Origin of the sequence: Pseudomonas sp. B707 (genome assembly GCF_022496685.1) — a bacterium.
GTDB classification, from domain to species: Bacteria; Pseudomonadota; Gammaproteobacteria; order Pseudomonadales; family Pseudomonadaceae; genus Aquipseudomonas; species Aquipseudomonas paraglycinae.
The window spans coordinates 34,626-45,831 of sequence record NZ_WTVE01000033.1; the positions used below are offsets into that span (position 1 = coordinate 34,626).

Consider the following 11,206-nt stretch of genomic DNA (forward strand, 5'->3'; position numbering starts at 1 on the left):
TCATGAGTTTCTCGAACAGGGAACAGGGTCACGCTAAAGAAAGATTGCTGCCCACTGCAAAAGACATTGATGCTTTGGTGCGCGCAGAACATCACGACCCGTTTTCCATTCTTGGCCCCCACGGCGATGGTGCCGGCGGGCAATTTATCCGGGCGTATCTGCCCGGCGCGTTGAGTGTTTCTGTCGTCGATAAAAACAGTGGCGAAGAGCTCGGTGCGCTGGAGGCCACCGAAACGCCGGGGCTGTTTGTCGGCCATTTCGAGGGCGCACGGCCGTACCTGTTGCGCACTCGCTGGGCCGGTGGTGAACAGGTCGCGGAAGATCCTTACAGCTTTGGCCAGTTGCTCGGTGAAATGGACCTGTACCTGTTCGCCGAAGGTAATCACCGCGACCTCAGCAGTTGCCTCGGCGCGCAGCTGAAAACCGTCGATGGCGTCGACGGTGTGCGCTTTGCCGTGTGGGCACCGAATGCCCGGCGGGTGTCGGTGGTGGGAGACTTCAACGTCTGGGACGGGCGGCGGCATCCGATGCGTCTGCGGCACCCGTCCGGGGTCTGGGAGCTGTTCATTCCACGCTTGCAGGCGGGCGAGCTGTACAAGTACGAAATCCTCGGCGCCCACGGCATTCTGCCGCTGAAGGCCGACCCGATGGCGCTGGCCACCAGCCTGCCGCCGGACACCGCCTCGAAAGTCGCCCCGCCGTTGCAAATCGACTGGCAGGATCAGGACTGGATGAGCAGCCGTCGCGAGCGCCAGCAGCACAATGCGCCACTCTCGATCTACGAGTTGCATGCCGGTTCCTGGCAATGCGAACTCGACGATCTCGGTGAAGTGGCGCGCCAGTACACCTGGCCGGAGCTGGCCGAACGTTTGATCCCGTATGTGAAGGAGCTGGGTTTCACTCACATCGAACTGATGCCGATCATGGAGCACCCGTTCGGCGGTTCCTGGGGTTATCAGTTGCTGTCGCAATTCGCCCCGAGCGCGCGTTACGGCACACCCGAGCAATTCGGCGATTTCGTCAATGCCTGTCACCAGGCCGGCATCGGTGTGATTCTCGACTGGGTGCCAGCGCATTTTCCCACCGACACCCATGGCCTCGCCCAATTCGACGGCACGGCACTGTACGAATACGGCAACCCGCTGGAAGGCTTCCATCAGGACTGGGACACGCTGATCTACAACCTGGGCCGCACTGAAGTGCATGGCTACATGCTGGCGTCGGCGCTGCACTGGTTGAAGCATTTCCACATTGACGGTCTGCGGGTCGATGCGGTGGCGTCGATGCTCTATCGCGACTATTCGCGCAAGGCCGGCGAGTGGGTGCCGAACCGTCATGGCGGTCGCGAGAACCTTGAAGCCATCGACTTCCTGCGGCATTTGAACGATGTGGTAGCGCTGGAGGCACCGGGTGCGCTGGTGATCGCCGAGGAATCCACGGCGTGGCCTGGCGTCAGCCAGAGCACCCAACAAGGCGGCCTCGGTTTTGCCTACAAATGGAACATGGGCTGGATGCACGATTCGCTGCACTACATCCAGCAGGATCCGGTGTACCGCGCCCACCACCACAACGAGTTGAGTTTCGGCCTGGTGTACGCCTGGTCCGAGCGTTTCATCCTGCCGATTTCCCACGACGAAGTGGTGCACGGCAAGCATTCGCTGATCGACAAGATGCCCGGCGACCGTTGGCAGAAATTCGCCAACCTGCGCGCCTATCTGAGCTTCATGTGGACCCATCCGGGCAAGAAGCTGCTGTTCATGGGCTGCGAGTTCGGCCAGTGGCGCGAGTGGAATCACGACCAGCAGCTCGACTGGTATCTGCTGCAGTACTCGGAACACAAAGGCGTGCAGAAACTGGTCGCTGATCTCAACCGGCTCTACCGCGAAGAACCGGCGCTGCACGAGCAGGATGATGCGCCGCAAGGCTTCCAGTGGTTGATCGGTGACGATGCGATCAACAGCGTTTACGCATGGCTGCGCTGGAGCAAGGACGGCACGCCGGTGCTGGTGGTGGCCAACTTCACCCCGGTGCCGCGTCAGTCGTATCGCGTCGGTGTGCCGTTTGCCGGGCGCTGGAAGGAGTTGCTCAACAGTGATGCCGACACTTATGCCGGTTCCAATTATGGCAATGGCGGCGGGGCGTTCACCGAAGAGGTGGCTAGTCATGGGCAGGCGTTGTCGCTGGAGCTGAACCTGCCGCCGCTGGCGGTGTTGATCCTCAAGCCTGAGGGCTGACCTCACGCGAGATCGTTCCCACGCAGAGCGTGGGGACGATCGTGCATATCGTCTTTACCAACGCATCCGGACCCCCAGGCTGCCAATCAACCCGTTCAGATCGTTGTCATCCACGTCGCTGCTGTAATCGGCGCTGACATACAGACTCACCGTCGGCGTCATTCTCGCCACCAACCCCAGTCCGACCTCCACGGTCGAGGATTTGCGGCTGCTGCTGATCTTGTCCACCTGATCCAGCGTCACCGTGTCGCCGGTGTACACCGTGTGCCACAGGTTCGTGCGCACGTAGGGCTCAACGGGCAACCCGTTCAGATCGTAGCTGCCTTTCAAGCGCGCACCGACCCGGCCGCTCCACGATGTAATGTCACTGGAAGAGGCGTTGCCCGAGCCTGCGTACGGCGTATCCAGAGTGATGCGCTGATTGATCAATTGCGCTTGCGGTTCAACCACCCAGTTTTCACCCAGACCGATCGGGAAGCCACCTTCCACCGACAGCGTCATCGCGCTGCCTTCGGTGGCCAGGCGTGCACCTTGCTCGTTACGACTGAAACCGCTGACCCGACCGCCACTGGCCGACAAGTCAACGTGCCAGCCCTGTGGGCCACTCAAGCTGTAGTAGGCGCCCAGGCTCTGACCTTGCAGGTTGAGGGTGTCGGTGTTCGGATCGGCGAGGGCGCGGCTGGTGATCAGTCCGCTGCCATTGGCCTTGATCTGATTGACCCCGCCGATCAGGCCGAGCTGGTGGGTGTGGCCGCTGCTGCTTTTCAGGGTCAGCACGGCGGGGCCCTTGAAGTCGCCAGTGCCGGACGTGGCGAAGCCCGGGCTGAGGACGTCGGTTTGCGCCTGGCGGGACGTCTGTCCGTAGAGTTGATCCCAGGCCGAGGGTGCGAGGTCTTCGGTGATCAGCTTTGTGCCGCGCAGATCCGGCTGTGAGCTCAGCCGTTGCGGCCCCGGGGTCACGACCGTGGCGGGGAGGGTCATGACGGGAATGTCCTGGCGATACCAGGGCGTCGCCTCGTCCGCCACAGGACCCGCCTGCGCCTCCATGGACGAGCACAGCAAGATAGAACTTGAAACGGTGCAGAACGTGACTTTGATCTCTTGTGAGGTGAGTGAGGTTTTCATGGAGTTCTACCTTGCTAGCGCATGTGGTATCTCGCCTTGGCGTCTCTCCTACCCCGAACGAGGGGCGACCGAATGGAGCGTGGCGAGCCCGAGGCCGCCCGTTTTGACGAGTGGCCTGAGGTTCGCCCCGAGTAGTATTTCCGGGGGTAGTAAGGTAGAGCTAAGAAGACCGGAGCCCTTGCGTCAAGAAATTGGACGATGAGTGGTCGGGTCAAAACGGGTGATGCAAGCTTATGTTTTTGCGCATTTATCTAAGTGCTTGTTTGTAGAGCCAATGGCTGTGAAAGCCGCGAGGCAGAGGCGTTTTATAGCCGACAGCCGGTCTGCGAAACCGAATGCGGCAACCGGTTTCGCGTGGCTTTTTGGGTGAAGACAGCTGTCAGTATCGCGCTACAAATGCACTTCAACGGCCAGCGGCAAATGATCCGAGAGATGCGTCCACGGCTTGTTGCCGAGGATCCGCGGGTCGTGGCTGCTGGCATTGCGCAGGTAGACCCGGTCCAGTCGCAGCAACGGGAAACGCGCGGGGTAGGTCTTCGCCGGGCGGCCGTGATGGCGTTCGAAGGCTTCGTGCAGGTAGTCGCGGCGGGCGAGGGCGACGTTGCCTTGCAACTGCCAGTCATTGAAGTCACCGGCGATGATCACCGGCGCATCGTCGGGCAGCGATTCGAGCAACTGGCAGAGCAGCTGCAACTGCAATTGCCGATGGCTTTCGAGCAGGCTCAGGTGCACGCAGATGGCATGCACTTCGGCATGCCCCGGCACATCCAGGACGCAGTGCAACAACCCGCGCCGTTCAGGGCCGGTAATGGAGACGTCGAGGTTGCGGTATTCGCGGATCGGGTATTTCGACAACAGGGCGTTGCCATGATGGCCGTCGGGATAGACCGCATTGCGGCCGTAGGCAAAATCGCTCCACATGCTGTCGGCGAGGAATTCGTACTGCGAAGTTTGCGGCCATTCGTTGTAGCGGCTGGAATGCCGCTCGTGTTCGCCCACCACTTCCTGCAGAAACACCAGATCGGCCGAGGTGCTGCGCACCGCTTCACGCAATTCCGGAAGGATGAAACGTCGATTGAGCGCGGTGAAACCCTTGTGCGTATTGACCGTGAGCACCCGCAGGCGATGGATGGCGGACGGGGTCGAGGTCTGTGCGTCGACGGCATGACGCTTGGGATCGCTGGACACGTTCACTCCTCTGAATCATGACTGCCTGTTCATGCGACTGATCCGGGCGCGGGCAGTTCACTTTGAGTGGCTGCCCGCGCCCGACGGACCGTCAATCGACGAAGACGATCTCGTAGGGCAGGCGCATGCGCTCCAGAATCGACTTGGGCAGCAGCGGCGCGATCCCGATCGCCGGTTCGCCATTGAGCTGACTGGCGTAGGCATGGGTGGCGTGGCTCTTGCGCGCAACGGTCCAGGTATCGAGGCGCAGCTTGCGTGCGCGGTGCCAAGGAATCTGCGCCTGATCCCGTTCCGGCCAGTGCCAGGCCCAGACCGGCACATCGTGGTAGGTGGCGCCGACCTGTTGTGCGGCTTTGGCGCTGGCCCGGCCGACCACTTCATGATCAGCGGTGCCGTCGTTGCACCAGGTGCTGAAAACCACATCACCAGGACGCAGGTAGCGGGCGATGAATTCGGTCAGTTGAGATTCCTGATCGTGCAGGGCGTTGTCGGTGAAACCGCCGCGCACCCACTTCAGGCTGTGCATCGGCAAACCCAGGCGGCGTAGCGCTTCGACGCTTTCCTGTGGACGGAACACGCTCAGGCGTTTTTCCGACCACTGGCGAGAGCCCGGATGACTGGCGCTGCCATCGGTGATCGACAGCAGTTGCAAGGGATGGCCGAGGCTGGAAAGCAGTTGCAGCAGGCCGCCGCAGGTCACCACTTCATCGCCGGGGTGCGGGGCGATGACCACGGCGCGGGCACCGGGTGGAACCAATGTGTGGGTGTTGATGACGGGAATGTTGTCGAGCTGCGCGGCACTGTTCCAGATCTGCGCCGGCAGGCCGCTCTCGCTGAGGGATAACGGTTTCATGAGTGATACATCCTTGTTGTGTCTCGCCCTCAGTCGTGCGCGCCATGAGAGGCGTGTACGACCCGTGAAGGCTGGTGGATAGCCCTGCAGCGCTCCGAACCCTGGATTGCTGCGCTGCAGAGTATTGCTCAAGAAGGACAGTTCGTCGCGTCACAGATCAACCTGATCCGCTTTTTTTTATTCAGTCTGTGCCAACTGTCGCAGATAGTCGCCAAAACCGCCGCGTGCGCGACTGTCCAGACGGGCGCTGGTGATGACTTGCGGGCGATGGCTCCAGGCGATGCTGGCCCCGCAAAGCTCCAGTTGGCGCACCAGCTGCACATCTTCGTCACAGGACAACGGTTCGAAGCCGCCGGCGCGCACGTAGGCTTGCGCGCTGACACCCAGATTGGCGCCATGGATGTGCCGGTGACCTTCACAGGCCTGGTAATGACCGTGATAGCGAATCTGCGCGGCTTCATCGAACGTTTCATGCCAGCGCTCGACCGTCACCGTGCCGCATACCGCATCGGTGCCCAATCCCAGTTGTTCCACCAGCCAGTCTTCGGCGACGCGGCTGTCGGCGTCGGAGCAGGAAATCCAGCGAGCACCCCGATCAAGCAGTTGTTGCGCGCCGATGGCCCGGGCCTGGCCGACATTGCGGGCATCAATGCTCAGCGCCTGCACCGGATACTGGCTGACGATGTGCGCCGAACGGTCGGTACAACTGTCGAGTACCACCAGGACCTCCACCGGCTCACCGGCCAGCATCGGATGCCCGGCGGCGCGCAAGGCGGCGTGCAGGCAGTCATCGAGCCACTCTTCTTCGTTGTGTGCCGGGATCAGGATGCCAATCATCGCAACCCCTCCAGCGCGGCCACCGAACGCGGTTCGCGACTCCAGACTTCCAGCAGAAAATCCGCTTCCTGATGCAGGACCACTCGCGGCAGGTGCAATTGTTCGTGAATCAGGTCGTGAACCTGTCGGGCATTAAGCGGGCAGCCTTCGATAACCGGGCGCCAGTGACAGGCCAGTAATTGCCCGTCTGCCGTCAATGAATCACTGATGCGATGGATGACCTCCGTCAGATCCTGCCGGTCGAGGTAGTAGCCGATTTCGCTGAATACGATCAGGTCGAATTTTTCCGCCGGCCAGTCGCCAGGCAACCGACATTGACGGACTTCGGCGTGGTCGAACAGGCTCAGCCGGGTGCGCGCCAGATTGACCGCGGCGGCGCTTGTGTCGCAGCACAACAGCCGATCACAGCGTTCGGCCAGCGCGGCGCTCAGTTCGCCGTTGGCGCAACCGGGTTCGAAAATCGTCCGGTAATGCGGGCGGGGCAGGGCCGCCAGGGTCACGAGGCGTTTGCGCTGCTCGTACCAGCGCTGGCGAAATCCCCAGGGGTCGTTATTGCCGGCGAACAGGCCTTCGAAGTAGCGATCCTCGACACTCATAGAAAGACCACCTCGAACGGTTGCAGCAGTCGATCGATGACATAGGGTTTGAGCACCGGGGCCAGGCCTGCGTCGGGATCACCCTCCAGCTGGCTGGCGAAGGCGTGCACCGCATGGCGTTTGCGTGCGACCTGTTCGGGGCTGAGCAGGATTTTGCGCGCCCGTTCCCAAGGCACGATGGCGTCTTCGGGCGTTGCCCAGTGCCAGGTCCAGACCGGCAGCTCGTGGCAAATTGCACCCACCCGGCGCGCAGCCTCGACGCTGGCGCGGCCGACGGCTTCGTGGTCGCTGTGGCCGTCTTCGCGCCAGGTGGTGAAGATCACGTCGTCGGGTTGCAGGTAGCGGGTCAGGTATTCACACAGCATCGATTCGCGCGCGGCGACCTGGGTGTCGGGGAAGCCGCCACGCAGCCATTGCACCTGATGCATGGGCAGGCCAAGACGACGCAGGGCTTCGGCGGATTCCTGCGGGCGCACCACGCTCAAGCGCTCCACCGGCCAGCGCTCCGAGCCAGGATGGCTGGCGCTGCCGTCGGTGACCGAAATCAGTTGCAGCGTGCGACCCGCGGCGGCGAGCTGTTGCAACAGCCCGCCGCAACCGAGCACCTCATCGTCGGGGTGCGGCGCAATCACCACCGCTCGCGATCCCGGCGGTACCAGATCAAGAGTGTCGATACTGTCTACCGCTGCCAGATGACGTGAGCTCTGCCATTCCTGCAGGGAGGTGCCTTCACCGACAATCGGATTGCGCTTCATAGGGCCCAACCCTCGCGTGGGTGCTGCGCAATCAATCGGCCCAGTGCTGCCAAATCGCGTTCAGCGTGGCTCTGGCGCAGATAAACCGGCAAGTCGGTCGCCAGGCGGGCAAAGTGCGGATCCTTGCAGAACGGCCCGGCACCGAGCGCCCGACCTGTCTCGCGAATGACCTGTTCGGCGGCATCTTCGACCACGGCGCGTACACGGCGGGCCAGCAACTCGGCGTTGGCGTGGGGATTGCTGTCGATGTCCAGCGCACTGACGCGCAGCGCTTGAGCTGCGGCGTGCAAGGCGCTGTCGACGGCGCCGAGACTGGCCAGCGAATGGGGTTCTTCACGTCGGGCACATTGCTGGCGCAGCTGTTCACCGATTTCCCTCGCGGCGCCGTACCAGCACGCGGCAATCCCGATCCCGCCGTGCCAGAACCCCGGACGTTGCAGGTAGTCGCCAGGATCGCCGATCGCCTGCGCCTCGACTTCGTCGAACAGCACCTCGACGCTGCCGGTGGCCGCCATGCCGACCGCTTGCCAGCCTTGATCGGTGACGGTCACGCCCGGTTGGTCGAGGGCCACGGCCACCAGTTGCTGGCGATCGTCCTCATCCCACGCCGTCAGCAGGGCATGACTGAGCACCGCCGCCCCGGAGCACCAGGCCTTGCGTCCGTTCAGCCGCACCAGTTGCCCCGAGCGGCCGACCCGCACCCGCGCCTGCGGTGGTTCGGCCGCCCACATGCCCCACGTGCTGCCGGGCGTCGGCGAGCCACCGAGTTGTTCGATGATTGCCAGCGCATCGGTATGACCTTCGTAAAGTTTGCACAGCCCCAGATCATGCCCACCGACCTCGGACAGCCGTTGCCAGCGCTCCAGCGTACGACCGCTGCCGGGTAACGGCAGGCGATCGAGGCCGGCCTCGACCAGTTGCCGCAGACACAGGCCGAGGGCGGCAGTGTCGCGGTAGTCCGGCGCGTGCCGTGAGAGATAGACGGGCAAGTCCATGTCAGTCCTCTTCTTCGCGTTGCAGTTCGAACAGCAGCAGAGAACGCCCGGTGACCGAGTACTCATGACCGAATTCAAAACGCTCCTGGCCACGGATCGATGGCTGGTTGGTATCGATCATGCACGTCCAGAAACTGCCTTCAGGCACTTCCGGCAAGGTGAAGTTGACGATGTCGTGATGGGCGTTGACCACCAGCAGCAACGTGGCGTCGGCACCCTTGCGGCGGATCCCGGTTTCCTGGGCACGACCGTCAAGCAGCATGCCCATGCAGCGGTTCTGCGCGTCATGCCAGTGTTCGGTGGTCATCTCCGTGGCGTCCGGCGCAAGCCAGGTCACGTCCTTGACGCCGATATCCTCGTTGTATTCGCCGACCAGGAAACGCCCGCGTCGCAGGATCGGGTAGGCCAGACGCAACTTGATCAGGCGCTTGACGAATTTGAGCAGCGCCTTGCCGTCCTCGCTCAGGTCCCAGTTGACCCAGCCGATCTCGCTGTCCTGGCAATAGGCATTGTTGTTGCCGTCCTGGGTACGAGCAAATTCGTCACCGGCCACCAGCATCGGCGTGCCTTGGGACAGCAGCAGGGTGGCGAAGAAATTGCGCATCTGCCGGTGGCGCAGCGCGTTGATTTCCGGGTCGTCGGTAGGGCCTTCGACGCCGTGGTTCCAGGACAGGTTGTTGTTGCTGCCGTCCTGATTGTTTTCGTCGTTGGCCTCGTTGTGCTTGTCGTTGTAGGACACCAGATCGTTGAGGGTGAAACCGTCGTGAGCAGTGACGAAGTTGACCGACGAATAAGGCCGGCGGCCACGCTGGTTGAACATTTCCCCGGAGGCCGTCATGCGGCTGGCGAAGTCGGCGAGCTGGCCGTCGTCGCCTTTCCAGAACGCGCGCACGGTGTCGCGGAACTTGTCGTTCCACTCGACCCAGCCCGGCGGGAAGTTGCCGACCTGATAGCCGCCGGGGCCGCAGTCCCAAGGCTCGGCGATCATTTTCACCTGACGCAGCACCGGATCCTGGCGGCAAGCAACAAGGAAACTGTGACGTTCATCGAAACCGTCGTGATAGCGACCGAGAATGGTCGCCAGATCGAAACGGAAGCCGTCGACGTGCATTTCGCTGGCCCAGTAGCGCAGCGAGTCGGTGACCATCTGCAGCACGCACGGATGGCTCAGGTCGAGGGTGTTACCGGTACCGGAATCGTTGATGTAAAAGCGCTTGTCGTCCGGCATCAGGCGATAGTACGAGGCGTTATCGATCCCGCGCATCGACAGGGTCGGGCCTTGCTCGTTGCCTTCGGCGGTGTGGTTGTAGACCACGTCGAGAATCACTTCGAGATTGGCGTCGTGCAGGTGCGCGACCATCTCCTTGAACTCGGCGATCTTGCCGCTGGCCAGATAACGCGGGTCCGGGGCGAAGAACGCGATGCTGTTGTAGCCCCAGTAATTGGTCATGCCTTTGTGCAGCAGGTGCTGATCGTTGACGAAGGCATGGATCGGCAGCAATTCAACAGTCGACACGCCGAGTTTGCGAATGTGTTCGAGCACGTCGTCGACCATCAGCCCGGCAAACGTACCGCGCACGTTCTCGGGCACTGAAGGGTGGCGCATGCTGATGCCGCGCACGTGGGTCTCGTAAATGATGGTCTTGTCCCACGGCACGCTGACGCGGTGGTCGTGGCCCCAGGTGTGCGCCGGGTCGATGACCTTGCACTTGGGGACAAAGGGCGCACTGTCGCGCTCGTCGAAGCTGAGATCGGCGTCCGGGTGGCCGATGGTGTAACCGAACAGCGCCTCGGACCATTTCAACTCGCCCACCAGTTGTTTGGCGTACGGGTCGATCAGCAATTTGTTGTGGTTGAAGCGGTGGCCGTTGGCCGGGTCGTACGGGCCGTAGACCCGGTAGCCGTAAATCAGGCCCGGATGTGCATCGGGCAGATAGCCATGGTAGATCTCATCGGTGTATTCCGGCAGCTCGATGCGCTCGAGTTCGACTTCGCCGGCATCGTCGAAAATGCACAGTTCAACGCGGGTGGCGTTGGCGGAAAACAGCGCGAAGTTCACCCCCAGACCATCCCAGGTCGCGCCGAGCGGGAAGGGCAGGCCTTCACGGATGCGCGAGGGTTCGGCGTGCGCGGCGGGCTCGGCTTTCTTTGGACGGTTCATAGGTGCTCCTGCAAAAAATCGGGGGGTAGATGTTTTTCGAGGACGAGTAAGCCCTCGGTGGCGAGCGAACCCGCCACACGGTTATTCAAATCAATGGTTCGGGGGTGTCAGACCGCAGGCGGCTTGCGCGGCGCGCGGGGCTTTTTCTCGGTGGCTTTTTCGCCCGGGGGAATCACTTTCGCGGCACTGGCAGGCTTGGCCTTGGCCGTCGTGGCCTTGGGTTTGGCAGCGGGTGCCTTGCCATCGACTGCTTTGCTGGTGGCGGTCTTGCCGGCGGTTTTACTGCCGGCAGCCTTGGGCGATTTTTTCGGTGCCAGCGCCTCGGCTTCGGCGAGTTTGCGCGCCATCTCCCAGTGGCGCGATTCCTGGCCTTCGGGTTTACCTTCGGATTCCCAGATCTGATAGGCGAATTCGCGGATGCGTTTATCGTCGGTACTCATCGCAATGCTCCTGAACTGAACT

Annotated in this window: 10 protein-coding genes; 1 reads left to right on the plus strand and 9 read right to left on the minus strand. The window is 62.4% G+C overall.

The window, feature by feature from the left end; translation table 11 throughout:
- The first annotated feature begins 2 nt into the window (after positions 1–2).
- Positions 3–2,234, plus strand: coding sequence for a 1,4-alpha-glucan branching protein GlgB (gene glgB, locus GQX66_RS22535; protein ID WP_240871561.1), 2,232 nt, complete (start codon positions 3–5; stop codon positions 2,232–2,234).
- A 54-nt stretch (positions 2,235–2,288) separates the two neighbouring features.
- On the opposite strand, the gene GQX66_RS22540 is transcribed toward glgB, so the two are convergent.
- The 9 genes from GQX66_RS22540 to GQX66_RS22580 all read right to left on the minus strand — a co-directional run bounded on the left by GQX66_RS22540 (position 2,289) and on the right by GQX66_RS22580 (position 11,184).
- Entirely contained in the window at positions 2,289–3,359 is a 1,071-nt protein-coding gene (locus GQX66_RS22540; RefSeq protein ID WP_240871567.1) for an autotransporter outer membrane beta-barrel domain-containing protein, read from the minus strand.
- A gap of 390 nt (positions 3,360–3,749) precedes the next feature.
- The gene (locus tag GQX66_RS22545) at positions 3,750–4,547 is read right to left on the minus strand and encodes an endonuclease/exonuclease/phosphatase family protein (protein WP_085605158.1); all 798 of its coding nucleotides are present in this window, start codon (positions 4,545–4,547) and stop codon (positions 3,750–3,752) included.
- 91 nt (positions 4,548–4,638) lie between these two features.
- Positions 4,639–5,400: a PIG-L family deacetylase gene (locus tag GQX66_RS22550; protein WP_085745826.1), complete on the minus strand. Its 762-nt coding sequence runs from the start codon at positions 5,398–5,400 to the stop codon at positions 4,639–4,641.
- 177 nt (positions 5,401–5,577) lie between these two features.
- The gene (locus GQX66_RS22555) at positions 5,578–6,237 is read right to left on the minus strand and encodes a glycosyltransferase (RefSeq protein ID WP_085745825.1); all 660 of its coding nucleotides are present in this window, start codon (positions 6,235–6,237) and stop codon (positions 5,578–5,580) included.
- The gene (locus GQX66_RS22560) at positions 6,234–6,833 is read right to left on the minus strand and encodes an SAM-dependent methyltransferase (RefSeq protein WP_085745824.1); all 600 of its coding nucleotides are present in this window, start codon (positions 6,831–6,833) and stop codon (positions 6,234–6,236) included. The genes GQX66_RS22555 and GQX66_RS22560 overlap by 4 nt, the downstream gene beginning before the upstream one ends.
- Positions 6,830–7,588, minus strand: coding sequence for a PIG-L family deacetylase (locus tag GQX66_RS22565; RefSeq protein WP_102686267.1), 759 nt, complete (start codon positions 7,586–7,588; stop codon positions 6,830–6,832). Before GQX66_RS22565 ends, GQX66_RS22560 begins: the two co-directional genes overlap by 4 nt.
- Entirely contained in the window at positions 7,585–8,583 is a 999-nt protein-coding gene (locus GQX66_RS22570) for an acyl-CoA dehydrogenase (RefSeq protein ID WP_240871569.1), read from the minus strand. Before GQX66_RS22570 ends, GQX66_RS22565 begins: the two co-directional genes overlap by 4 nt.
- Position 8,584: 1 nt before the next feature.
- Positions 8,585–10,744: a glycogen debranching protein GlgX gene (glgX, locus tag GQX66_RS22575; RefSeq protein ID WP_240871574.1), complete on the minus strand. Its 2,160-nt coding sequence runs from the start codon at positions 10,742–10,744 to the stop codon at positions 8,585–8,587.
- Between the two features lie 107 nt (positions 10,745–10,851).
- A complete protein-coding gene (locus tag GQX66_RS22580) occupies positions 10,852–11,184 on the minus strand; it encodes a DUF2934 domain-containing protein (protein WP_240871576.1) in 333 nt (110 codons plus the stop codon).
- Positions 11,185–11,206: the final 22 nt, after the last annotated feature.

Coding starts and splice junctions, on each gene's coding strand:
- glgB (WP_240871561.1), top strand. CDS start 3: ATGAGTTTCTCGAACAGGGAACAGGGTCACGCTAAAGAAAGATTGCTG.
- GQX66_RS22540 (WP_240871567.1), bottom strand. CDS start 3,359: ATGAAAACCTCACTCACCTCACAAGAGATCAAAGTCACGTTCTGCACC.
- GQX66_RS22550 (WP_085745826.1), bottom strand. CDS start 5,400: ATGAAACCGTTATCCCTCAGCGAGAGCGGCCTGCCGGCGCAGATCTGG.
- GQX66_RS22555 (WP_085745825.1), bottom strand. CDS start 6,237: ATGATTGGCATCCTGATCCCGGCACACAACGAAGAAGAGTGGCTCGAT.
- GQX66_RS22560 (WP_085745824.1), bottom strand. CDS start 6,833: ATGAGTGTCGAGGATCGCTACTTCGAAGGCCTGTTCGCCGGCAATAAC.
- GQX66_RS22565 (WP_102686267.1), bottom strand. CDS start 7,588: ATGAAGCGCAATCCGATTGTCGGTGAAGGCACCTCCCTGCAGGAATGG.
- GQX66_RS22570 (WP_240871569.1), bottom strand. CDS start 8,583: ATGGACTTGCCCGTCTATCTCTCACGGCACGCGCCGGACTACCGCGAC.
- glgX (WP_240871574.1), bottom strand. CDS start 10,744: ATGAACCGTCCAAAGAAAGCCGAGCCCGCCGCGCACGCCGAACCCTCG.
- GQX66_RS22580 (WP_240871576.1), bottom strand. CDS start 11,184: ATGAGTACCGACGATAAACGCATCCGCGAATTCGCCTATCAGATCTGG.